This is a genomic window from Lysinibacter cavernae, from assembly GCF_011758565.1.
In the GTDB taxonomy this organism is placed as follows: domain Bacteria; phylum Actinomycetota; class Actinomycetes; order Actinomycetales; family Microbacteriaceae; genus Lysinibacter; species Lysinibacter cavernae.
In genome coordinates, this window is the sequence record NZ_JAAMOX010000001.1 from 1,697,252 (window position 1) to 1,722,631 (window position 25,380).

Sequence of the window (25,380 nt, forward strand, 5' to 3'; positions counted from 1 at the left end):
ATTCTGACGAATTTCTGGGGAATATCCCGCCCTCGATGCTGGGGCAAGAAGTGGGGGTGAGGGCGCAGGTCAGGCGCGATTTGCTCGCTCAGAACGGCGGATGAGTTTGGCGCAGCCGCGGCGCGTTGACGGCAGGCCCGTCGCGCGGTAGGTCTCGGCCGTTCCGGCAGCTGTGAACTGCTCAAACAGGTCGCCCTCGCCGAGCAACGCCCCGAGATAGCGGCACTGGGCCGGACTCAGCCGCGTAAGTTCGCTCCCCTCCGCAGGGTTTGGAAATATGCGAGGCAGAAACCGAAGGGTCTGGAACAGGCCTGTGCCCGACTGGCGCGTCCAGCGCAGGCAGCCGATACCGGCAACAACAAGGACGTCGGTATCCACGGTCGCCGCGGTCAGCCGAGCAATCATGTTGGGAAGGTTCAACAGCACCGTTAGATATTCCGGCCGGTCAAGCATCGCATCGAGTTCGGCCGCCTCCCCGAGGGCTCCGGCAAGCAGTGTGAGCGCGCGGGCGTCACGCGCGAGTGATGGTGACAGCGCCGCGGCGATGCGGGTGAGCCGGTCGGCATCCTCCAGATACTCCTCTGTCGGCTGGATGTTGCCCAGCGCCCGAACCAGCACCCGTCGGTCGGTGAGCTCAAGGACTCTGCCCGTGCTGAGCAACCGTCTCAGGCGTTCCCCGGTCGCGTCGCTCCAGGATGCCGCACGCCCGATCGTCTCGCTTTCGCCTGCTCCCGCACCGGCCGCTCCACCCTCGGATGCGTCCAAAAGCGCGGCAAGCCTGGCGAGGGCAAAACCGGCAAGCCCAATCGTGAATGGCGGCAGATCGTCAGTGCCGGCCCCTCGACCCGGTTCGGCGAGAAACCGGTCAATCTGTTTCCACCATGAACGCGCGTGGGCGAAGATCTCCTCATAGGCCCAGGCCGCTCCGAGGTCGAGCGCATCCTCAACCTCGTCGGGCGAGGCACCGCCCCTGATCAGATCCGCCAGGCGGGCGCGCTGGTCGACTCCGTCGCGGAGGAGGATGTCCGAGAAGTCTTCGTCCATCGGCATCCCGACATCTGCGGGCGCGTCGGCAACATTTGCGAGGAACGTGAAGACAGCGGGGAGACCGTTGCGCAGCGCTGGATCGTTAAGACCTCTGACGAGTAGTTCTGCCACGGTGGCGGTGACCGGCCACGAGGTACTCTGGTGCAGGACCGTCCCTAAGAGGTAGCGTTCTGCAGCTCGAATTTCGACGGAATCTCCGAGCAGTCTTTCAAGTTCGTTGGCGGCATCTGTTGCCGATCCGTAGGCGTCACTCAGCCCGGAGAAATCGGTGGAGCCAACTTGCTCGCGGAAGGGGATATCCCCCGGCTCCACGCCAAGAAAACACTCTGTGATGCCGGGCGAGTGCGGCACATGCTCGGAGCTGCTCAGGCTCGAAATACCCATGGTTCACATCGTACTCTCGCGGCCCTGAGCGTCGGCCTGAGCGTGCGAGCGAGCAACGGCGGCAATCGATATGACTCAAATATGCCTATTTTGGCGCCGAAAGACACATTTGGGTCATCTCGATTCGGGATGCGGTCGCCGAACAGGCTGCTGGAGTGGGCGTGTTGGTTGGGTGGTCGTTCGTTTTCTCATCCTGGCGCTAGCCGTTCTTGAGCAGGCGTTTGGCTGCCCTCCACGAGGCAAACGGCCGAAGATAGGCCACAACCACGATGAAGTAGGACGCGACTGCCACAACAAAGGTCGCACGCAGGTCGTCCTCTCCCCGAGCAGTAATGACAGAAAACAGGAGCAGGACAATCGGCGCCACAATGAGCGACACCGAGAGTATCCGCGCGCTGCGTATTCCAGCCATCGCAAAACGTTTCAGAATGTGTGGGTCTGACGGCGCTTCTGTGGCGGCGACGAAGATGGGTAGCTCTGCCCGGCGAATCTGCCAGACGGTCACAGCCCCGGCTCCGCACCCGCTCAGGAGGATGAGCCCAAGCAGCGCCGAAGGGACAATTCCTGGCGTTCCTGGAAGCACAACCGCAAGGAACACCATAATCGCGAGCGCCAGCAGGACGACCCAGGCGCCCCTTGCCGAACCCGTGTTGGTTGGCACCATCCACAGGCGACCGTCCCGAGTCTTGAGCATAAGCTGTTTCTCGGCAGTTCCAAGGCGACAGATCGACAACCAACGGGTATCCGGGGTGTTACTGCTCATGTGCTGCTCCCCGTTCATCGGTTCCGGATGGCTTGCCACGTTTAGCCCGCTCGCGCTGCGCCCGACGGTTGGCCTTACGTTGGCGGTTACGGCGGTTGGCGGTGACTTTTTCGATAGCCGGTTCGGCAACCACCTCAAACGCGACCCTGCCCCAGCCTCCGCTGCCCCAGTTAATCTGGTTGGCGAGGTCGGGAGCGTGCTTAGTGATGACACGCTTCCACAGCATCCCTCGTCTGTGCTCAGCGACCCGGATCACCACGATACAAAAGACAGCGTTCAGCGAGAAGGTCACAAGGACTGCGACAAGCCGCTGGGTCATGAGATCGCTGTCCGTTGTGAGGGCGAACCTGATGATTGAGTAAACGGCTGCAACAGAATTAACGGAGATCAGGGCCCAGAGCCAGATGGGTGTCTCCCGGAATTTGGGTTCGCCAAGCGCCTCGGCGGCCGCACGCGCTTGGCTACCGAGCGTCGACTCCTTCGGGATGGGCAGCTGCAGGTAGTCGATAAAGAGGTGCGCAGCGGCAAGCTCGCGCTGGACGCCAACCGCTTTGATGCCAAAGGCGACCCAGATCGCAAACGTGGCGATCACGCCCACGATAGCTGGCAGGAGGTCTCCGTCATTCATCTCAATCACTCGCCCTCTCTGCCCGCGCTACGGCCCAATGGTTGACCCTCGTCGTGCTCCTCGCAGTTCAAAACGTCCGTGCCGGTGACCCGTGAAATCACCACACCACCTTGCGTGAGTTCGCAGCTCAGTTGCGCTCCAGGGGTCTCTGACCGGACAGTCACATCAAACCGCGATTCGCGGGACGCGTCAACCAAGAACGTTCGGTCGAGCGTCCCCGAAAATGCTTGATCTGGCTGTCCTGCATTCGTGAACGGATAGCCACCAGCAACGCCATATACCTCAAAGCTCGCGGCTCCCGATTCAACGGTCAAGCGAATGGTGAATTCGGTTGGCGTGTCGCCGAGTGCCAGGTCACTGCTGTACCTGTTCACCGGAACAATCCGTGATGTGTTCAACCCGTTTTCGAGGAGCGGAGACGGCGGAGAAACCGCGATTACGAGCAAAGCGACCCAAGCAGCCAGCAGCCCAACACAGATTCCCCACACGGAGATGCGGCGTGATTTGCGGAGCGCTCTCGAGGCCGCGGCCGCATCCAGCCGCTCGGCAGCCCGCAACGCAGACGCTGCTTCTCGTACGGCAAATATACCCAGCGGCCAACACAGAACGAGCGCAACGGTCGGCAGAATTACAAGTGATTTCGGGACGCGAGGTGACAGCGCTGTTGTGTGCGCTGGTGTGGATTGCCTAAAGTTCGGTCCGTCCATGCGAGCGAACACTACCGCGACGCCGTTGGGAACTGGTCGTTGCCAACAGCCAAGACGTCTTGCTGAGTGATGTGGTTCATCGCTTCGATGATCGGGTCGTAGCGGTTGTTCTCCACGTAGAGCGTCACCGTACGGTCACCGATATGCAGTTCGGCAAAGCCGCTCGAGCAGTCCATGCAGTCGAGGTCGTCAGATTCGTCTTGCGGAAGACCCGCACGCAACAGCGTGTCGAGCGCATCCTCAAGGCCTTCCGGCTCACCGGACACGGTGACCTCCTCGTCCCCGCCCGAGCTGAACCGAAGTTCGTAATCGTTCGTGGTGAATTCAACCGATATCGCCCCCAGTTGCTCGTGAGATAAGGCACCGCCACGGACATACTGCAGCGTCCCGCTTGTGACAGCGGCAGGATTCACGAACGAAGCGCAGCCGCTCAGGGCCACACACAACACCGCAGCAAGCGCGGCGGCGATCCATGATCGATACGTAGTGATGGCTCTCTTCTTTCTCCCTCAACAGCAGACGCCAGCCCGGCCGGGAGCGGATGCCCCCGACCGCGCTGGCGTCGTTACCGTTGCAGGGATTAGTGCCCGGCGTTTTGCAGGGAACCGGTGGTCTGACCCTCGGCCACGTGCACGAGGCAGGTGATCTCGCGGTCGCCCATCATCCAGTTCAAGGCCTTCGGGTACATGTACGAACCGGCCAGGTCAGAGTAGGCAAACGGTACACCAACAAAGTTGGTGAAGGCATCCCCCGAACAAATCGAGTCTGCCTGAGCGGTAAGCGCCTCATCGCCAGGGTAGTCGCCCTCTGGGAGCGTCTCTACGTGGGTCACCTGGCCGTCGTGTGCGCCAGCGCAGTCGGCCTTCGTCGAGGATGTGCCCGCATTTGTCGTGACGGTTGTCAGGCAGTCGCCAACCGCAAAGCTGGGTGCGGTGAAGGCGCTCGACGTGGGCGACTCGCTTGGGGTCGCAGCCGGGGTTTCGGTCGGCTTCGCGTCACCCTCAATCTCGGTGTAGAAGCTGCAGTACGTCGAGTCAACAGCGGTCTGCTTCGTCTGGAGCTCGCCGTCAACGGTGAACTCACAGCTGACTGTCGCGCCGGGCGTGGCCGAGGACACGTTAACCGTGAAGTCTTCGCTGTCCTTATCGATCAGGATGGTCTTGGTCAGTGAACTCTCAAATTCGCTGTCGGGCAGGTCGTAGTTCTCAAAATCCGTGCCGCCAAGGATGCCGGTGAAATCGTGCGTGGCGGTTCCCTCGTCCACCGTCAGGGTAAAGACGATTTCGTTGGTGGGACCGTCGGCCGAGACCTCAGAGTATGTTGGTGTCGGCTCATCCGGTGTTGCCAGTGTTGTGGCAATCCCCAGCGTCACAATGACGAGGATGATACTGAGCAGCCAGCCAAGTGCGCCAACGCAGGTCGCGATGATCGACAGCGTCTTTGCGCTGCGAGCATCCTGCGTCGCGGTTGCGTAGTCAGCAACGGCGAGCGCTTTGCGCGCCGATACTGTCTTCAGAATTCCGAACAGTCCAACGGGCCAGAAGAGAACCGTGGCGATAATCGGGAAAACGAGTGACGTTTTTGGCGCCCCTTGGGTTGGTGCCGGCGGGAAGTTAGCCGGCGGGAGGTTGCCAGGTGGCACGTCGCCCAGCGGGCCGCTGGGATAGGTTGGTGGCTGTTGGCCTTGGTTGTCTACGCCGTTCTCCATGGCTGTGTGTGCTCCTGATACGTGGTGTCGTGTGTGCGGGCCGATTTTCCCGGCCCACTGTGTATAGACAGAAGCAGGGTGAAAATCTTACGGCGGGAACAGCAAATTTATGCCACTATCGGCACTTTCTCAGGCATCGAGGTGCGTCGCAAGCGACAGCGCCGCTGGAATGAATCACCCTGTTGTCGTTTGAAACATCGATGCGGCTCTTCGTTGCAGAACCGGCACAATCAGGCCAATCATGATTCGTTACGTTCTGCGGGTCCGAGCGTTCAACGGGCATTCGCAAAAACACTGCAACGACGCGCATAAGCAACGATCCGTTTTTCTCTCTTAACTGGTGTGACGCAGGTCATTGCATCGCCACCGTTTCTCCATGGCCCCACACCTGACGGTGGCGATGCTCCCATTTACTCATGAACATGAGCCCGGCACAGCGGATACGTCCGGCTGCTCTACCGCGAATCGGCCGGCGCGCACCAACTGGCCGAGTTTCCCCTCGCCCCGATGTTCTAGGCCGGGCGCTCTGGCAATTCGTCGTTCGCCGACCGGTAGCCCTGCTCACGCCGAGAATCAGGAATCTGCACACCGAGCTCTTCTTCGAGCTGGCGCCTGAGCTGGAATCCCTCTGCCACATACGGCGCGTACTGGATCGCAATCGCCATGACCTCGTCTTGGTCTGACCGCTCCAGCGTTGTCCATTCGCCGGAACGTCGAAGGAGTTCCTGGAGGGCACGCAATATTTCAAGCGCCTGCAGGCGGCCGACGGCACCCGCCACTTCCCCAGCCCGTACAGCCGTTTCGAGCTGGCGAAGCTCGATAATGAGGCTGTGCACTGTAGAAACGGCCATCCGGATTCCTCTCGTTGTTATTCCATCGTAGGCGTCACCGTGACGGTCAGCGCATCGAGCGTCTTCCCCTCCGCGACAGTGACGCTGTATGTTCCTGCGCGCGTCACCTCAACGGCCTGCGTCTGCGCCGAATCCAAGAGGACAACGGGCGAACCTTCCGCCCTCAGCTCGACACGAACCTCGCACGACGGGCCACCATCAAGCACACGCCAGATTTCCGAACGGTCGTCAACCGGTTCTCGCTGGATTCCACACGCGGGTGTGCCTATCAGCAGCGAGGGCTGAGCCGAGGTGGTCCCCTTTCCGATGGTGATGGAGCTGGCTCGCGCTGGTGAGGCATCCGCCCAGAGCTGGCTCACGACCACGCCAACGACGGAGGCGGCGATCAGGGGCACCGCAACTATGGCAACCTTGAGCGGAATGCTCAGCCCAGCGATCACGGTGCCGAGGGAAGCCGCGGCCGGGGTCGTCGCGAGGGAATCAGCCCCGAGGGTGCCAAGCCCGGCCAGCAAAATAATACTGAGCAGTGCCTTATCGGAGCCCATGAGTCGGGAGAACACAACGGAACAGTGCCGACAGGATGCGAGGTGCGCGTCGAGTTCTGGCGCAATCGGGTCCAATCGCTCTTTCTTACTTCGCCTGGCGATACCAAGCAAAAACGGGGCCATCTGTTTGCATTCCGGGTTTCGCGCGGCGTTGAGGGATACCCCAACGAAGGCTTCGCGAAGCTGCCGGGCTGCCGCCTGATACAGCCGCGTGACGGTGATTGGGTTGAGACCGAGTTGCTTCGCTAGCTCGCGCGAGGTCTCGCCCTCAACAACGCGGTGCCACATGATCTGTTGCGCGCGAGGCTCAAGCTGATTGAAGGCCTCCCCCAGCCACTCAGACGTTTCGGCCCTGTCGTTAAAATGCTCGTGCTCGAAGAGCCTCGCGACCTCAAGGGGGTCCCTCGATTGCTCATTTGATTGGCGGATTCCTCCGCTAATTCCGACGTTTCTGATCGTCGACGCAAGGTAGTGCCCCATTGAAACGGTCGGGCCGTTCCCTCGCCCAATGGTTTCGAGGATGCGGGTGAACGACTCAAGAACAAGGTCTTCAGCAAGTTCGGGAGTATCTACGTAGCGGTACGCATACGCAAAGGCTACTTTTTGGTACTTTTCGAAGAGCAACCCGTACGCTTTGGGGTCGCCTGAGCGATGCCTGGCCAGCAGCTCTTGGTCATGCTCAAAGCCGGGCGTGTACGTTGTCTCTTCGTTTTCCATTTGTCCCCCTACTGACATAACCGTGTGAGAGCCGCACGCTACGACCCTCACACGGTGTTCTTCCGTTATGCCGCGCCCACTAGGAGCGCCGCGATGTAGTTGTCTCATGGCGTCGGCGCGTCCAAAGCAGCACGAACACACCGGCGAGTAGCACCAGCAAACCCGTCGCTCCGGCAGCGGATAATCCACCGGTTCCGGTCACAGACAGCTGTCCTGTTGTTGTGGTTGCGGTTGCTCCCTGATCGACCGTCTTACCGTCGGCAACGCCTCCGCCCGGTCCGCCAACCGCAAGCACCTCAAACGCTGAGCTTCCGCGTGGCTGATCTGCCTCGTTGAGCAGCACGACCTGGTGCCCGCCAGCGGTTGCAGCGGCGGGAACGATCGAGACCGCCTCTGCTGCTCCGTTTGCGTCAGCTGTCACGGTTCCGAGCACGAGCGGCGTTGAATGCAGTTCAATGCGGTACGGCTTGCCGGGGATGAGCCCTGTTGCGCTCATCCAGAGCTCGGTTGTCCCGGCGTAGCCGTTTGGCAGGTCAACGCTGAAGGAGGGCGCGAGCACGTGTATGGCCACCGGAACGTCAACCGTCTGGCCGAGCGCATCCGTCACCGTCACCGTGAACGTTTGTTCTCCACTCCACGCACTGCCGTCCGTTGCGAAGGTGAACGCGTCCCCGTCCTTGCTGACGTTTCCGACAAAGCCGTTTGGTGTCTTCGCATGCTCGATGCTCAGATCCGCGACATCAACGGCACGCAAGATGTCAGCGTTCGGGATGCTCACCGTCCCGTCGACCGGGACGACGTACGCCGGAAGGCGACCGTCGATCAGCGCCCCAGCACGGACAACGTTGAAGGTGTAGACGATGAGGCCGGTTTGGCCTAGGTCGTCAACGACCGTAACGCTCACGGTTTCTTCGCCGGAGAAGCCCTGTGCCGGCGTGTATTCCACGCCGCCTGCCGAATTGAGCATCAGCGTTCCGCCTGCGGACGGTTCGCCGAGGTCGGCAGTTGTGATCGCACGCAGTGACCCGGTTGTGTCGCTGCGACCGGCGGGGTCGAGGGTCACCGCCTTGTTTTGAGCCACATCCATCCCAACGACGTCTGACGTTGGCGGGGCTTGGATGCGCAGCGTCGCCGTCGCCGTCTGTGACGCGTTTCCTGCGCGGTCGTAGGCAACAAACTCCACCGCGTAGTCTCCGGCCACCGTGAAGTTCACGCCCTCTACCACTGACCAGGCAGCATCGTCGATTCCGGTGCCGCCGGTCGTATCCCGCGCGCTCACGTCAAACAGGTTCAGCCAGTCGGCAACGGTCAACGGATGCTCTGGCTGCTGCTTCGCGTGCGTTGCGGTTGTTGTTCCAACCGTCACGCGTGGCGCTGTTGTGTCCTGCACAACGTAGGTGCCCGTTGAGGTGAACGTGTTGTCGTACGAGTCTGTCGCGGTGAACGTGACGCTGTAGCCGGTTGACGGCGTGGTGAAGTCAACCGAGCTGCGGTCGACGGTGAGCAATTTCAGCGTCGTTCCAGCCGCGGTGGTTGCGGTTGCCTCGAACGCATCAATCCAGTCTGCGGCGGTCTCAGGCCGTGTGTCGCCCATCTCGTAGGTCACTGAGGCCTTACCGAGCACAACATTCGGGGCGCCGGCAAAGGCAACGGTGTACGTCACGGTCGCGACCTGGATGTTGCCAGCGTTATCCTCGGCGGTGAAGGTCACCTGATACGTCCCGCCGGCGTCGTAGTTGACGCCCGATGCTGAAACGGTCAGGCTCTTCACCCCAGAGCCACTGTCGGCGGCAACCGCTCCGTATGCCTCGATCCATCCCTCGTCGTTCGTAATTCTGTCGTCGCCTTCGCGGAAGGTGAGCGAGTTTGTCGTTGTGGTGATGGTCGGTTTGGTGGTGTCGCGAACCACCAACGAGCCGGTCGCAACCGTCTGGTACCCAAGTGAGTCGGTGACGGTGAACAGCACTGGAGAGCTTCCAAGCTCCGTCGGGCGCGCGGCCGAGGCGTCAACAGCAACCCCGATAACGGTCGCTCCGGCTCCGGCCGAGGTCGTAATGGGGCCAAAAAGCTCCTGCCAGGCAGCATCGTCGACCGGCGCCAACGAGCCCAATTCGAGGAAGGCGGTGTTGCGTGCGAGGGTGATGCTCGGATCGCCAACGTAGGCAACCGTGTACGTCACGGTGAACACGGCAGAGGTGTTGCCAACCGCATCCCTCGCGGTGAACGTCACCGACGAGGTTCCGGCCGTTGTGGGATCAACCGCCGACGCGTCAACCGTGATTCCGCCAGCGGAGGCAAGCCCGGAGCCGACATCCGTCGCTGTGACGCCGTAGAGGTCAATCCACCCCTGTGCGGTTGTGGGCGCTGCAGGGCTGCCCTTCACAAAGGTGGCCGTTGATGCTGCACTCGAGATCGACGGCGCGGTCCGGTCGACCGCAAACGAGCTGCGCTCCTCCGCAGAGACGTTTCCGACGAGGTCGGTTGCCGTCACCACGAGGGTGTACGCGCCGTCGCCGAGGCCGGAAGGGATGGGGATGCTGGCCCCCGCGAGCGCCGTGCCCGAAGCCGCTGGCGTGGCAGCAGCATCCAGAATCGACCAGTGGTAGCGGATGATCTCGGTCCCAACATCGCTGCCGACCGGAGTGGCCGCGGCAGGATTATAGGCCGTTCCCCCTACGCCAACGGCTCCGATGAGGCTCACGCTGTCAACGAGCGGGGCGGTGGATTCGGTGTAGTACACGTTCACCCCCGTTGCTCCAGTTCCCGGTTGTAGGGCGTTGAGCGCATAGCGCCCCTCCGCACCGCTCGTTGCTGCGCCGCTAAACACGGCAGGGTTGTTCAGGCCTGAGCCGATAAGTTGGCGGCCGCTCGGGGAGGTGAAAACAAGCGTGTAGTCCCCCGGGGTCAGCCCCTCGATGCCCTGAAGCGAGAACTGCCCTGCCTCGTTGGTTGTGGTACTTGCCTGTTTGGTGCTCCCCTGTTTGAGCGTGACGGTGAAGCCAGCTACATAGGCGGCCGCAGCCGAGCCCGCGCCACCAACGAGTGGCGTGTTGCTCACGTCGGCAAGCTGCAAGCTTCCTGACACGGTTGTTGTGGTGAGCAGCGGCAGCCTGATGTCCTTGATCCATTTTGCGATGCCAACGGCGTCGCCAACCCTGAACGAAGACGATCCAACGTACTGCGCCGTGTTCTGGTTGCCGTTTGCCGCGGCATCCGTTACCTGCGAGTAGATGAGGAATCCGTTGGAATCGACGGCAGACGCGGGAAAAGTGACGTTCGGGTTGCTCGAAATTGGCTTGATCTTGTAGGTCGCGTTGGGGGAAAGGCCGATCATGGAGAAGACGCCGTCAACGCCGTTATCTGCGTTTGGGGTAACCGGTGAACCAACAGCAACGGGGTTTCCCGAGACCATGTTGTAGAGCTGGAGCGATACGCCAGAGCCGTTGAGTCCTGGCTCAGCTGCTCCCTGGATGCCGTCGCCGTCAAGATCGACAAAGGCCTGCCCCGAGAGTTCGGTGTCTCCCGTTGGTGCCGTCGACTTCACCGGAACTGCCTGGGCCTCGGCCGCAGCGTTCAGACCGATACCGGTTTGGAAACGGTACGCAATAGTGTTGTTCGCCGTCGAACCGTCACGTGGGGCTGAGGCAGGAACCGTCGCGTCAAACGACAGGGTTATTTTGTCTCCCGGATTAAAATTCACCCCGCTCGCGAGCGTAACCCGCAACGCCTTTGCCCCGGAGGACGAGCCGGTGTAGGGCAGCCAGGCATCGCCGGCAACGTCTTCACCGTAGGCATCGAACCGCTGCGGCGTGGTACTCGTTGAGTACTCGACGATCGCCCCTGAGGATGGAACTCCGTTGACAACAACACTCACGTTGCCAGAGAGGTTGACGTTAAACGCCGATCCTCGGGGGGATGCCGAGTTCAAGATATACGAATCGTTAAGCGCTGGGAGCACATCAATGAACTGAAAGTTCTTGTAGATGGCCGAGCCGGTGTTGGATACGTCTACCGTGTAATTGACGGTTCCTCCTGGGCGAGTGGTTGCCGCGCCGTTGCCCTGCACGATGCCTGCGGCATCCTCCGACCCCTTGATGGTCATGACGGAACTGACCGAGGTCGAGGGCGAAACCCCAAAGTCCCGTTCGCCCATGAGCGCGTGATCCGAGGTGATGCCAAGCTCACCAAGTACCGACTTGATTTCGTCCCCGATGCCAGCGTATGAGCCGTAGGAGGCCGGGTCGGAAAGCGTCTTCGCCGAATACGCCGCGTTTTTGTTCCTCGCGGCGTTCACGGTAAACGAGTCTTGTGTCATTGACCCCATGCCAACCAGGACATTCTGCGGCCCAGCAAGCAGATTCCGGAGCTGGAAGGTTGTGGTCGAATGCAGTTCTTGCAACCCCATGAGCCCAGAGGCGAGCCTGCCCACTGTATAGCGCTGGTAGTAGAGCGTTGAGCCGTCTGACAGCGTCCGAGATCCGTTGGTATTGCTCGTCACCGGATACGTTGTGCGGAAGCCCCCAGAGCAACCGCTCGCCTGGTTTGCCCAGGTCATTGGGCTACAGACCTCACCGGAGAGGCCCGTGGTTGTCATTCCCTTTGGCACAACAACAAACAGATACGGTTGTGCAAGCGGCGTTGCACCGTCAGAGCCAAGGAAGAACTTGCTCGCAAAGCTGTTGCCGTTGGCATAGGTCTGCCCAAAGCTGACCGAGCCGTTTCCCTGCGGAGTGTCTGATGCCTCGATCTGGGGCGGTGACGTTGGCGCGGCCACAATCGTGACATTTTTTCGAAAACTTGCCGTCTGCGTCAGCGTTGTCTCCCCAGCAACAGGATCGAGGAACGTAATCGACTCAGTTGCGAGCGGCAGCACCGTACCAAGGGCGAGGTTGTCATCGGCCTGAAGCGTGAGAGAGGCGCCACTCATCGAGCCGTCAAAGGCGATCGCAAAGTTGTTGACGGTGTACCGGATGCCGGTGATAACGGCTGGGTCTGCGAGCGTGATTGCGCCGGCAACCGCGCTTGTGCTCATCGGCAGCGCTTGCCACGTGCTCGAGGCGTTCACCACTGCATCGGTTGTGTACTGCACGCTTTTGGTTGTTGCCGAGCCAAGGTTGTACCCAAACCACGAGCTGAAACCGCGCGGTGTCAGCCCGTCGGGAATGGCGAGAGTCACCGTGAAGTCTTTGACGGTGCCAGCTGGAGCCCCGACCGATAGCCGCTGGCCCCAATCGAAGACATCGCCGGCGGCCACCTGATTCGAACCTGATGTGGCGTTATAGCCGGTGGTGACGGCGGCAGGAGTCTTCACCACAACCCGAAGATAGGAGGTCGCGACCACCGTCTTCTCGCTCCCGGTCTCGTCAACATCGTCAAGGATCTGAAACGCAACGGAATAGGTGCCAGGCGCGGCGTCTGCTGGAACCGTGACTTTGCTGGTGGTCAGGCCGGAAACGGTGTTGCCACCAAACGCGCCGTAGGCAACAATCCTGGCCGTCGCGTCGTTCTGAATAACAGTCTTGTTTTGGAAGACGCCCTCGTTGACCATCTGCGGGCCGTCGGTCGCCCAGCTGCGTGGCAACACCTCGTCGGCGCCGTTTGGCACGCCCCAATACGTCGCGACCTGTAGGTTACGGAACGCCGTTTTGACCCCGCCGGTCTGCGCAAATGACGGCCACTGGATCGCGTAGTTACCGGCGTAGAGCGAATAGTTATGCGGATTTGCCGTCCACTGACCCGGCTGCGGCTGCGGCATAGCACCGGGAATCGTCGTTCCGGTCACGGTGATGGGGTTACTCACTGCGGTTTGGCTCAGAGGTGTCTCGTCGGTGGCTGTTCCGGTCGTGACTGCTGTTGCTTGAAAGAGGTCAGTATTCTGCGCCCGGCCAGACGGGGTTGAGTTTACGGTCGCGCCGTAAACGGTTCCTGCGCTCAGCGCGCCCCAGGTCACCGTCAACGTGTTTGAGCGTTCGTCCCATGATTGAGCGGTTGCCCCAGTTGGAAGGGTGCCGTTGTTCGTGCGCTTCAGCGAGTTATCAAGCGTCAGCTTGGTCACGGCCCCTGCCTTCACCGCGGTTCCGGCCGGAAGCGAGATCTGCACTTCAAGCGGCACAACATCGGAGTAGGCGGCAACGGTGGTGACGCCCCCATTTTGTACCGAAAGCCCAAAATCGTTAGCCCCTGCAAACGCGGGGCTCGCCGGAGACCCGCTCGTGAGCAACACCGCAACAAGAGCCCCCGCAATCAACGACCACAGCGGGCGCCGAGCGAACGTGCGTCCCCGTTCTCCGGCATGCCCACCGCCGCTCACAGAGTCACGAGTACGTCCGAACCGCGTCGGAGTGTTGCTGCTCATTTGGTTTCGCTTTCGTAGATGTCTTCAATGCATCAAGGGCAGCGCGTCCACGGTTGAACGAATCGCACGCGTTTTCACGGGCAAAGCCGGTGATCCGCAAGCCTGCGGATACTGCTGCAAACAAAGCCCCTCATGTTTGTTCACGCATTAAGACTGAATCGTTCCCCAAAGATTTCATTCTGGCAAAAAGAATTTTTGCCAATCTCAATGACACCAGGTTAATACACAAAACTGGACAGCGACTCAACCGTTCGGCCGCGGCCGGTTCCGTCGAACATGGTTCACTGAACGACAGAAACCACCAGATCGCGCGTTTCCGACCCCTCCGAAAGCCGAACCGTGTAGCTGCCAGGCCGAGCGATTTCGAGCGTTCTCACTCCGCTCGACGATTCGGTGTCGAGCAGCGTTCCTTCGCGCCCGGTTGTGTGCCCAGCGGAACCTGCCAACGGCGCGTAGGCAACGCGAACGTTGCAGTCGGCGCCTGCCGAGGTCAGGGTCCAGGCCTCGCTGGTGTTGTCAACCGGTTGTCTCACGAGCGCACATTCGCCAACGCGCAGCAGCGTCTTGGTAGTTCCGGGGTCAAGATCACCAATGACCAGTTGTGCGCTTTCCGCTCGCGGCGTGGCAAACAGCATCCCGCCAAGCACCACGGCGCCAACGACCACAGCGCCAAGCAGTGGCGTCGCAACCAGCGCAATCTTTGCGGGAACTCCCCAAGCAGCGAAGCCAACGTTGGCGGCGGATGCCGGAACCGACGTGGCCTCTAGCGCCTGCGTCGCCAGCGCTCCAAGGCCAGCGAGAAACGCGAGCGACAGGAGCACACGATCAGAGCTGCCGATCCTCGAAACAATGCTCTGACAGTGCGCACACGACTCGAGGTGTGCGCGAAAGGCCTCATCATTCAGGAGGGTTTTTGCCCGCTTCGGCGACCGAGCGACGTTGTGCAGCAGCACCCCAAACGGGCGGCACTCCGGGTCGCTCGACGCGGCAAGCGACACGGTGACAAACCGAGTGCGGAGGTCTAGGGCCGCCGCCTGATAGGTCCGAGTGACGGTTGCCGCGCTGATCCCCAGTACCGCCGCAATATTCTTTGACGGCAGGTGTTCAATAACCCGGTACCAGAGCACCTGCTGCGAACGTTCGCCAAGCGCGTTAAACGCTTCGGTGACCCAGCCAGCGGTGTTGCCCGCGTCGTGAAACTGGTCACGCTCGTAGAGCTGCGCAACGTCTTGCGGGTCGAGGGCTAACTCGTTGTGCTCTCGTCGTCCGTTCGATGCCGCAACGTTGCGGATGGTCGAGATGAGGTAGTGCCCCATCGACACGGTTGGGCCTTTGCCCCTTCCAATGGTTTCCAGGATACGAGTGAATGATTCAAGAACGAGGTCGTCTGCCTGGTCACGGGTGCTTGTGTATTTACGCGCCGTTGAGTAGGCCAGCGGTTGGTATTTTGTGTACAGCAAGCCGTAGGCGGCTGGGTCGCCGTCCCTGTGCCTGCGAAGGAGCTCCTGATCTTCTAAGAGACCCGCAGAAAAAACCTGTTCGTTATTCTCCATTAGCTTTCCAAACTCAAGAAACGGTGTAGCAGGCGCTGCGAGCGCCGGCTACACCGTTCTTCTCACGGTGCCGTGGGAACTACCCCCACCGCTCTTCTTGTTGTCCGCTTCGGTCTGCGGTGTGCTCCCTGCGCCTGACGGCGAGGAGCGCAAGCAGGCCAGCGATCAGCAGTACGAGACCGAACCAGACGGCAACAGACATCACGCCCGAGCCGGTGATCGAGAGTGCTCCTGTGTCAACCGTACTGTCGCCCATACCGTCGACAACAGTTTTGTCACCGGTCGAATAATCGTTGACGGGTAGAACGTCAAACGCCAGGCTACCTCGGTGCTGTTGCTTGTCATTGACGAGCACAATCGTGTGGGAACCAACCTCGGCATCCGCGGGGATACTCGTTGTGAGCTGGCCGGAGCCTGCGGCATCCGCGGTGATCGATCCGAGCACGAGCGGAGTTGAGTGCAGCTCAACTCCGTATTTGTTGCCGGCAACGAGGCCGCTCGCGGTCACGGTCACCTCTGTTGTTCCCGCATAACCGGTTACCCGGTCAAGGGCGATCGCTGGGGCAAGCACGTGCATCGATACGGGAACCGTCGTGACTTGACCAAGACCATCTTTGAGCGACACGTTGAAGCTCTCGTCGCCGTGCCACATGGTTCCGTCGGTTACAAACTTGACCGTATCGCCGTCGAGCGTCACGGTGCCGGCGAAGCCATCAGGGGTCGTGATCTCGTCAACACTCAGCCCAACAACGTCGACGGCGCGTTGGACGTCGGCGACCGGAATCGAGACGGCACCGTCAACGGGAACAGCATATTCGGGTAGGAACTCGGTGATGAGCTTGCCTTTCCGCACCACCGTGAGCGTGTAGGTCACGGTCGCCGTCTGACCGAGATCGTCAGTGACCGTTACCACAAGCGTTTCCTGGCCAGAGAAATCCCTCGCTGGCGTATAGGTCACGCCGCCCCGGTTGTCGAGTTCCACGCTGCCGCGGGCCGATGGCGCTTGGAGATCGGCCGTTGTGAGCTTCGCAAACGTTCCCGTTGTGCTGCTGCGTGCACTGGGGTCGAGTGCTACTCCGCTATCCTGGGCGACCGAGAGGCTCACCGCGGCATCAGTCGGCGGGGCCTGGATGGTGAGGGTCGCCGTGACCGTCGCTGACACGTTCCCGGCCATGTCGGTTGCCACAAACTCGACGGGGTATTCTCCGGCGACCGCAAAGTTCACGCCCGCTGTCACCGCCCATCCATCTTGATTGATACCGCTCCCTCCTGTGGTGTCCTTTGCCGTCACGGCAAACAGGGCCAGCCAGTCTGCCACGCCGAATGGCGTCTCAGGTTCACGCTGGGCATGGGTAGCGGATGCCGTTCCAAGCGTTGCGGTTGGTGCCTTGGTATCGGCCACCACGAGCATGCCGTCAGCGGTGAACGTGTTTCCGTAGGAGTCGGTCGCGGTGAAACGCACAACGTAGCCAGCTGCCGTCGGCGTGGTCGCATCGACCGCGCTGCTGTTCGCGGTGAGCGAGACGAGAGTGGTTCCCGGCGCGGTTGACGCGGTGGCCTCAAACAGCTCGACCCACTCGGCAGAGTTCGCTGGCAGGGTGTCGCCCATCTCGTAGGTGGCAGGAGTGTTCCCAAGCAGCACGGAAGGAGACCCGGCGAAGGCGACCGTGTAGGTCACCGTCTGTGTCGCGGTGTTGCCAGCCGAGTCCGTAGCGGTAAACGTCACCGCATACGCACCGGCGCGGTTGTAGTCCACCGCAGCGGCGTCGACGCTGAAGCTCGCGATTCCAGAACCCGAATCGGTCGCAACGGCCCCAAACGCGGCAATCATCGCGGCGTTATCCGTGAGTTGCGCGTCGCCTTCCACGTAGGTGATCGACTCAGTCGTGACGCTTATCTGCGGCGCAATCGTGTCTCGAACGGTCAGGGTGCCCGTGACCTCGGCCGTGTACCCGAGCGAATCGGTCACCGTAAATACCACCGGATAGCTGCCGAGAACCGAATACTCAACGTCGCCGGTCGAAACCGTGACGCTCGCGACGCTCGCTCCCCCACTCGCAGCAGTTGTCACTCCGCCAAACAGGGTTTTCACCGCTGCCTCGTCCGTTGGCGTTGCCGAGCCAAGCTCGTGAAACGCGGTAGTGGCGCCAAGGACGATCGTCGGATCGGCAACATACGCGACAACATACTCCGCCTCGAAAGCGGTTGAGGTATTACCAGCGGCATCCGTCGCCGTGAACGTCACGGTGTACGTGCCTGCGACCGTTTGGTCGACGCTCGACGCGTCGACAGTGATCCCATCGGAGACGGGGAGGCCGGAGCCTCCGTCCTGCGCGGTCACCGCAAAGAGGTCAATCCATCCCTGGGAACCGGTGGGAGCCGGCTCGTCACCCTTCGCAAAGGTGACGGATGTCTCCCCTGACAGGACGGGAGCCGTGCGGTCAATCGCATATCCGCTGATCGCTGGGGCAGAAACGTTCCCGACCAGGTCAGTCGCGGTCACCGAAAGCGTGTACGCGCCATCGGCAAGCGAACCCGGCAAAGTTATCCGCTGCGTGCCATCGCTACCGGCAACTGCGGTTCCGGTCGCGACGCTCGCTGCAGCAGCATCAAGCACGGTCCAGGTGTAACCGGTGATCGTGGTGCCAACGTCGCTTCCGGCGAGCGCGGCGGACTGTGGGTTGTAGCGAAGCGACGCCACGGTTACCCCGCCGCTGAGCGCAGGCTCGGTTGCCACTGGAGCGGCTGTATCCGTGTAGTACAGAGCGATTCCTGCCGCGCCGGTTCCCGGATGCAGCGCAACAAGCTGGTACTCGGCATCTTCTCCCGGCAACGTGGCACCGCTAAAAACGGCGCCGTTGTTGAGTGGGGAAGCGACAAGGTCGCGACCGCTTGGCGCCGAAATCGCGAGGGTGTAATCACCCTTGGCAAGATCGGGGATGCTCAACAGCGAAAAGGCGCCGGCCGCGTTGGTTGTGGTTGAGGCAATCGTGCTGCCACCTTTCATGAGCGCGACCGTGAAGTCGGTCACATAGGGGGCTGCCGCCGAGCCTGCCCCAGCAACAATCGGCGTGATCGATGTATCGGTGAGCTGCAGGCTTCCCGAGACCGTGGTTTTGGCAACGAGCGGTACCCGAAGGTCTCGAATCCATTTGGTCACCCCGACCTTGTCTCCAACGGTAAACGACGACGACCCAACATACTGCGAGGTGTCTTCTGAACCGTTTGCCGTTGCGTCAGAGACTGCCGAGTACCGCAGGAATCCATCAGCGTCGAGGGCCGAATCGGCAACCGTAATATTGCCGTTGGTTGAGATCGGCTTGACCTTATACGTGAGGTTTGGCTCAAGCCCGATGAAGGCGAAGACCCCCTCAACGCCACCGTCGGTGTTTGGGGTCACCGGAGCGCCGACAGCAACGGGGGTTCCCGAGACCATCTTGTAGAGCTGAAGCGAAACCCCTGCCCCGTTGATGCCCTGTGCGGCGCTCCCGCCCGCAAGGTCAAGAACGGTGATGCCAGACAGCTCCGTGTCCCCCGCCGGTGCCGAGGATTTTACGGGGACGGCTGGCGTCTCCGCGGCGATCCAGCTGCCTGCCCCTGCCTGAAAACGATAGGCAACCGTGTTGTTGGCGGTTGAGCCGTCACGAGGCGCCGACGACGCAACGGTGGCATCAAACGACAGCGTAATCTTGTCTCCTGGCTGAAACTTCATGCCACTCGCAAGCGTCACCCTGATGGCTTTCGCCCCGGCTGCCGTTCCGGTGTAAGGCGTCCAGGCATCCCCGGCAACGTCATTTCCTGCGCTGTCGAAGCGAGCCGGTGTTGGCGATGACGTGATCTCGACCACGGCGCCTGAGCACGGCGCCCCATTGATCAGCACCTTGACGTTGCCAGAAAGCTTCACGTCAAAGGCCGAGCCGCGCGGAACGCCGGGGTTGAGGGTAAAGCCATCGCCGATGGAAGGAAGCACATCGATGAACTGAAAGTTCTGGTAGTCGAGTGAACCCGTGTTTGAGACATCAACCGTGTAGCTCACCGAGCCACCGGGGCGAGCGGTCGCCGTACCGGAACCCTGCACAATGCCGGAGGCATCCTCTGAGCCCTTAATCGTGGTCACCGAACCAACGGAGGTCGAGGGCGAAACAGCAAACGAGCGTTCGCCCATGACGGCGCTGTCGGCAGTGATGCCAAGGCCTCGGAGGGCTGCGCTTGCCTCGCTTCCAACGGCTTGGTAGCTTCCAAAGGAGCCACTGTCGGTAAGCGACCTGAGCGTGTCTGAGCCACTGATCAGCGCGGATGGGGACAGCCCGTTCTGCGCGGTTGACCCCATGCCAACAAGCACGTTGTGCTGACCGCTCAGCGCGTTCAACAGTTGGAGCTGCAGCTGGGCGTGCAGCACCGAAAGGCCAGCTTTGCCACCGCTCAGCTGGCCGGAGGTCGCCTTTGCGTAGGTCAGCACCGACCCGTCGGCGAGGGTCGTTGAGCCAGTGACATACGCGCTCTGTGGGTAGGTCTGCGGGATGCCGTACGTGCAGCCGTTGACGTTCAGCCAGTTGTAGGGAGAGCAGTTGGCAAGCGAGCCAAGCGTTGCTTTCGTTCCCTTCGGCGAAATAACAAACAGGTACGGGAGCTCGATGGGGTTCTGCCCATCCGAACCAACGTAGAGCTTAGACAGGAGCGAGTTGCCGTTGGTGAACGTTTTGCCAAAGTCGCTCCCGCTGTATCCGGCGTCGCCGACGCCACCGGCGAGGCTCGGCGCGGCAGCGCTGTTGGCAACGACCGGCACTGAGCGGCCAAAAGCAGGCCCGACCATGAGGCTTGTTGCCCCGGAGACAGGGTCTAGATAGCTCACGTCGCTCACGCCAACTTGAATGACGCTTCCAGCCGCAACGTCAGCTTTTGCTTCGAGGGTCAGGCTCATGCCGTAATAGTTGAGCGTCATCTGCTGCGTGATATCAGTAATGACGTATCTGACAGCGGTGATGGTTGTCGGGTCTGCTAGCGTCACGGCACCCTTCGTTCCGCCGTTCAGGGGAAGGGTTTGCCAGGTGGCTGCCGCGAGGTCAGTCGCAGTTGTGTATTCGACTTTCTTGATGCCGTTGCTGCTGCTCGGGCCGCCAAACGCCCCGCCGACTCCCCTCAGGATGACGGTGGAGGGAATGGGTGCGGTCACGGTGAGATTCTGGATCGGGCCGGCGGGAACGCTTGTTGCAACCGATTGGGTCCAGTCAAAGACTTTGCCCTGGCCGACGCTTGCGGAGCCCTGGTTTGCGGTGAATGTCATCGTGACGGGATCTGGAACGGGGACAACAACGGTGAAGATGCCTGAGAAGACAACGGTCGTTACCAGGCCTGCCTCGTCGGTAACATCAACCACGCGGTAGGGCACAGAATAGGTGCCGGGTGTTGCGGTGGCCGGCACACTGGCTCGAAACTGGAGCTGCGTATCCGCGTTCCATGCACCGTAGGCGTAAATGCTCGCGATGTCATCGTTTTGCACGACGGTCTTGCTGGCCTTTTCGTTGAGGTTCGCAACGAGGTCTGGACCGAGTGTGGCCCAGGTTCGCGGGAGCGGCAGATCGGCTCCGCTCGTGACGCCCCAGTTGGTGACCACCTGCAGGTTGGTAAAACTTGTTCGTTCGCCAACCGGCCGAAAAAAAGGATAGCTGGCGTTGGACTGGGTGCCAGGGTAGACCCGCAGCTTGTCTCCGCCGACGCCGCTCGCCCAGCTCCCAGGATGGGCTGCCTTCAGTTCAAGAGGAATGGTGTTCCCCGTCACGGTGAGTGGCGTACTCGATTCCGTCTGCACGAGCGGGGTGCCGTCGAGCGCAAAACCTGTTGTGGTGGCAGTTGCCTGATACGTGTCAGAAACCGTTGCAATCGCGGAGGGAACCGCGTTGATGCTTGACGAATACACAGACCCCGCGGTGAGCGCACCCCACGTCACGGTGAGGGTGTTGTGCTGTTCGTCCCAGGTTTGCGCCGTTGCGCCGGTTGGGAGTTGGCCGTTGTTGGTGCGTTTGAGGGAGCGATCGAGCACGAGCCGTGTCACAGCCCCCGCCTTAACCGCTGTGCCGGATGGGAGCGAGAGCTGCACCTCAAACGACACAACATCCGTATACGTAGAGATCGTGGTCAAGCCACCGTTTTGCACGGCAAGCCCAAAGGGATTTGCGGTCGCGGCCGCTGGGCTCGCGGGAAGGGTGCCGAAGGCGAGCGCGGCTACGAGGACCATCGCAAGCGTCGACCAGCGCGCACTCGCAGTCCGTCTGGCGTTGCCCTCGTTTGATGGGCCGGTAGCTCCTTCGAGCCTGCCCCTAGTTTTCCTCGTTACCACGGTTGTATCCCCTTAGTTCGCTGCGAGTTGCGGCACCCGCTCGACCGGCGCTGACCCAAGTGAGGCCACCGGCTATCCGCTGTGGAGCACCCCCAAAGTGCTGCCCCAGTTTGTCCTATCTCCGTTAAGAGACGCAGACCTACTCGCAGAATTGCACGCGTTCGAGAATTTCTTTCTGATGGTTCCCCAACACATCAGTTTGGCGACGCTGCGGTTCTCGTATTCCCCTGCGAGATCCGCGTTCGTTCATCGTGTCACACGTTAAAGAATACGAGACAAAGCTGACCTTTTTATGCATCAACATTTTTAGCCGCCCGTACGCCGGCGGGATCCGCTTGCGTCCTCGCGCTGACCGGCAAAGGTCGTTCGTCTCATCGCCGTCATCAGAGGCGGCGTGTGCGGAACACACCCGGCGTGACACGGGCGTAATATTTTCGCTCGTTTGACGTCTTATCTGGTGTGGCCGGCAGAGAGTTGAAACGCTGTGCCGGCCACCACGCCGCCACCGGTTTGCAGGTTCCAAACTACTTCTGGTGGCGGCGCGCACGGTGCCTGCGCACTGCCGCTCGGTTGGCGCAGCGGACGGAGCAGTACCGCTGGCGCCCGTTGCGCGTCACGTCCACAATAACGTTGCGACACGGATCCCCGGCTGTGAATCCAGCGGCGCAACGGCCGAGTCGCTGCATCCCTCGCGTCGTCAGGTGGAGCGCCGTACCGACGCTGAAGACGGCCCGCAAGACGTGAGCGAGGGTCTGATTCTGATCGCGATAGTGCAGGTGCCAGCCCTCGTCATCGTGGTCAGTAAGCCGAGGATAGGCCGCTGCCGCTGCCATCTGCGTGTTGAGGATCTCAGCCCGGCGCTGTGGGTCTGCGGCGTCCACAACCGTCAGCCAGTCGTTCACTGCTGCTGTGACGAGCGCGTGGTCCCCTGGTTCCGGCACGAAGCTCATGGTCATGCCAAAGGTGCGGGTGCGCGCAATGATCTCCGCCCGATCGGCAGGAGGATCGTTGGCGAGGGATGCCGCGAGCAGCACGGCATACTCGCCGTAAGGGTTGAGTTGCATAAGACCATTACATCAGAGTTGTCCCTATGACACCTCACACCTCAGAATGCGCCCTCACCACCGATGATTCAGATACCTTCCACGAACACCGCTGGCAAACCGAATCATCCCATCCCACCTCACAGGGTCTCGTGGTGTACTACAGATGCACCTCATCGTGCCAGGCACGGCGCGTTCAACTCGTCGCCTCAGCAGTTTCTTCTGCCTCAGAGCGTCCTCACAGGCCAGCCGACGTAAGTAATCGAGCAAGAACCACTCCTTAACGGATGCGGGCACAGAATCTCAGCCCTGCTTCCGTCTTCTTCCCGACCCAATGCTGCCTCACGGCAGCGGCCATCAGAAAGCCCGCAACTCGTGAACACCACAACAGCACTCATCTGGCCCGCAATCATCGCGGTCCAGTTCATTGTGCTTGCCCGATACTGGTCAAAGCGAAAGGCCGCGGCTGCCAACCCCCTTGCGCCTGTGCCGATCCGCGTCGGCGGCTCACGACCAAACCAGGTCACTGAACTGAGCCTTGTCTACCGAACGGAGAATTTCCAGTTCACGGATCTGCGACGTTTTCCAAACCTCGTCACGCTCGACCTCTGGGAGACGCGCGTTTCCAGTCTTGGCTCATTGAAGGAACTCGTCAAGCTACAAAAGCTCTACCTCGGCAACACCAAGGTGAGTGACCTCACGCCCATTTCGGGCCTCACCGAACTGACCGAGCTTGTTGTGTCTGGCACACTCGTGAACGAGCTTTCAGCGATAACCGGACTCAAGCAGCTCCGTCGGCTTGAGCTCAGCACCACAGAGGTGGCCAACGTCACTCCACTCGCGGGGCTACAGAATCTCCAGAACCTCAATCTGGACCGCACCCAGGTGCGGAGCATTGAACCGCTTGCAAAACTCCGCAACCTCCGCACGCTCAGCGTGTCTGGCACGCTCCTCACGAACTTGTGGCCCCTCGCGCACCTCCCGCAGCTTGACTTCCTCCACCTGAACGAGAGCACCGTCACAGATCTCGAACCGCTACGAGAGCTTGTCTCGCTCAGGGGTCTCTCCGCTGTGAACACCCGCATCAACGATCTTGGACCCCTTACACAGCTCAGCGAGCTCAACTGGTTGGATCTGAGCGAGACACCCGTAGAAGATCTGCGGCCGATTGCGGGGCTCACAAAGCTCAACTCGCTCGACCTCAGCTTCACAAATGTCACCGACCTCACCCCACTCGCCGAACTGACCAACCTCGACTGGCTCGACCTCTCCGGAACCCCCATCACCGACCTCACCCCACTCGCCGAACTGACCAACCTCGACTGGCTCGACCTCTCCGGAACCCCCATCACCGACCTCAGCCCGCTCGCTCACCTCCATATTGTGAACAACCCAGACACCTTCTTCCGACCGTGACCGCCAAGATAAGGCCTGCCCACGTCCGGCTAGGGCTCGCGGCTGTCGCACTGACCGCGCTCGTTTCCGGCTGCGCTGGCCAGGGCACAGCTACACCAAGCATCCCGGCAGAGGTTGTTGATCGGGATTGGCGAGATTGCATCCAGGAAGCGCTCCTCGATCATCCGGAAGTCACCGATGTGCAGCAACTCACGAGCCTCACCTGTCATTCGATGACGGTCTACTCCTTCGACGATCTGTCGGTGCTGAGCGGATTAGAATCGCTCACGGTAAACCAATCAGCGCTGACAACACTCGCGGGGCTTCAAGCGCTGCCCAATCTCACGACACTCAATGTCGCCGAATCGCATGTTGTTGTGTTTGATGATCTTGCAAAAGCCACCACTCTTGAGAGCCTCCAGCTTGATGACGTGAACTTGACAACGTTAAGCCCGATATACAGCCTCACAAACCTCACTCACCTCACTTTCTGGAAAACGGGAGTCACCAGCCTCACCCCGCTCAGGAACCTCACCAGCCTTGAGCAACTCAGCTTCTTCAGCACGCCCGTTGCCGATCTCTCGCCTCTCGCGGGGCTGGCGAACCTCACCAAGGTGATCCTTTCCGACACCGCGGTGACCGACCTGACGCCGCTCATCGGGTTGCCGAAGTTGACTGATCTCTCTATCAACAGCGACCTTGCGTCCACGCTTCCGCCGGAGCTTCTGAGAGACGACCTGCTCATCAGGAGTGACTGACAGGGCAACACGCACACGCACACAGGATCAGTGTCGATTCCGGCGTCGAGGTGAGCCTGCACGTAGAATTTTGGCATGGCCGTCTTTGTTCCCAAATGGACCCAGTTGCAGGTCTCGCTCACTGATCTGCTCGATTGGGGGCCTGACGGTGATGCTGACGTTCCCACCGCGTCGACCAACCTTCATCAGCTCGCGTCCGCCCTTGGCCTCCCCCACGATCTTGATCGTTTTGCCAGAGCACACCTCGATTCCTCCCCTCGCGCCGGTACGGGAGACGTATATCTCTTGCGCCAGCCGCATGGCCCTCAGCTGCTGGCATTCGATCTCTTTCACGACCACACCGACCAGCTCAGCATCATCCGGCTGAGTTATCGCTGCGGTGATGAAACGTATGCATCGGCATTGCGTGCCGCGAGAATGCTCTTCGACGGGGCAGAGTATCCGGTTACGTTTGAGCAGGCCCATGTGCTGGATGCTTCCAGGATCGCGAGCGAACCGAGCAGCTTTCCGCGTGACAGGCACGGCTACCTGCAGCAACTCCACGAGGTCGAGCCCGCGCGGTAAGTCGGGTCAGCGTGTCGTGCCTGCA

General features: G+C 61.1%; 15 protein-coding genes. 3 read left to right on the forward strand and 12 right to left on the reverse strand.

Annotation, left to right across the window (positions count from 1 at the left end; all coding sequences use genetic code 11):
* Positions 1–69 precede the first annotated feature (69 nt).
* The 12 genes from FHX76_RS07565 to FHX76_RS07620 form a co-directional block, all read right to left on the reverse strand.
* Positions 70–1,431 (reverse strand): hypothetical protein, encoded by a 1,362-nt coding sequence (locus tag FHX76_RS07565; protein ID WP_167149453.1) that lies wholly within the window; start codon positions 1,429–1,431, stop codon positions 70–72.
* A gap of 199 nt (positions 1,432–1,630) precedes the next feature.
* Positions 1,631–2,194 (reverse strand): hypothetical protein, encoded by a 564-nt coding sequence (locus tag FHX76_RS07570; RefSeq protein ID WP_167149455.1) that lies wholly within the window; start codon positions 2,192–2,194, stop codon positions 1,631–1,633.
* Positions 2,184–2,831: a hypothetical protein gene (locus FHX76_RS07575; RefSeq protein WP_167149457.1), complete on the reverse strand. Its 648-nt coding sequence runs from the start codon at positions 2,829–2,831 to the stop codon at positions 2,184–2,186. Before FHX76_RS07575 ends, FHX76_RS07570 begins: the two co-directional genes overlap by 11 nt.
* A complete protein-coding gene (locus FHX76_RS07580) occupies positions 2,828–3,196 on the reverse strand; it encodes a hypothetical protein (protein ID WP_167149459.1) in 369 nt (122 codons plus the stop codon). The genes FHX76_RS07575 and FHX76_RS07580 overlap by 4 nt, the downstream gene beginning before the upstream one ends.
* 344 nt (positions 3,197–3,540) lie before the next feature.
* Positions 3,541–3,942, reverse strand: a complete 402-nt coding sequence (locus tag FHX76_RS16110; RefSeq protein WP_208402466.1) for a hypothetical protein — start codon at positions 3,940–3,942, stop codon at positions 3,541–3,543.
* Positions 3,943–4,109: 167 nt separating this feature from the next.
* Positions 4,110–5,237 carry a CD225/dispanin family protein gene (locus tag FHX76_RS07590; RefSeq protein ID WP_167149463.1) on the reverse strand — a complete coding sequence of 376 codons (1,128 nt, stop codon included), beginning with the start codon at positions 5,235–5,237 and terminating at the stop codon, positions 4,110–4,112.
* Positions 5,238–5,749: 512 nt separating this feature from the next.
* Positions 5,750–6,088, reverse strand: a complete 339-nt coding sequence (locus FHX76_RS07595) for a hypothetical protein (protein WP_167149464.1) — start codon at positions 6,086–6,088, stop codon at positions 5,750–5,752.
* A gap of 17 nt (positions 6,089–6,105) precedes the next feature.
* Entirely contained in the window at positions 6,106–7,350 is a 1,245-nt protein-coding gene (locus FHX76_RS07600) for an RNA polymerase sigma factor (RefSeq protein ID WP_167149465.1), read from the reverse strand.
* A 79-nt stretch (positions 7,351–7,429) separates the two neighbouring features.
* Positions 7,430–13,705 carry an Ig-like domain-containing protein gene (locus FHX76_RS07605; RefSeq protein WP_167149467.1) on the reverse strand — a complete coding sequence of 2,092 codons (6,276 nt, stop codon included), beginning with the start codon at positions 13,703–13,705 and terminating at the stop codon, positions 7,430–7,432.
* Positions 13,706–13,986: 281 nt separating this feature from the next.
* The gene (locus tag FHX76_RS07610; protein WP_167149469.1) at positions 13,987–15,258 is read right to left on the reverse strand and encodes an RNA polymerase sigma factor; all 1,272 of its coding nucleotides are present in this window, start codon (positions 15,256–15,258) and stop codon (positions 13,987–13,989) included.
* 79 nt (positions 15,259–15,337) lie between these two features.
* Positions 15,338–21,595, reverse strand: coding sequence for an Ig-like domain-containing protein (locus FHX76_RS16700; protein ID WP_167149471.1), 6,258 nt, complete (start codon positions 21,593–21,595; stop codon positions 15,338–15,340).
* 524 nt (positions 21,596–22,119) lie between these two features.
* A complete protein-coding gene (locus FHX76_RS07620) occupies positions 22,120–22,659 on the reverse strand; it encodes a CGNR zinc finger domain-containing protein (protein WP_167149473.1) in 540 nt (179 codons plus the stop codon).
* A gap of 354 nt (positions 22,660–23,013) precedes the next feature.
* Here FHX76_RS07620 and FHX76_RS16705 point away from each other — a divergent pair, with 354 nt between their 5' ends.
* The 3 genes from FHX76_RS16705 (at position 23,014) to FHX76_RS07635 (ending at position 25,355) form a co-directional block, all read left to right on the forward strand.
* Positions 23,014–24,054: a leucine-rich repeat domain-containing protein gene (locus tag FHX76_RS16705; RefSeq protein WP_167149475.1), complete on the forward strand. Its 1,041-nt coding sequence runs from the start codon at positions 23,014–23,016 to the stop codon at positions 24,052–24,054.
* Positions 24,051–24,791 (forward strand): leucine-rich repeat domain-containing protein, encoded by a 741-nt coding sequence (locus tag FHX76_RS07630; protein ID WP_167149477.1) that lies wholly within the window; start codon positions 24,051–24,053, stop codon positions 24,789–24,791. Before FHX76_RS16705 ends, FHX76_RS07630 begins: the two co-directional genes overlap by 4 nt.
* Positions 24,792–24,866: 75 nt before the next feature.
* On the forward strand, positions 24,867–25,355 hold the full coding sequence (locus tag FHX76_RS07635) for a hypothetical protein (RefSeq protein WP_167149479.1): 489 nt from the start codon (positions 24,867–24,869) through the stop codon (positions 25,353–25,355).
* Positions 25,356–25,380: the final 25 nt, after the last annotated feature.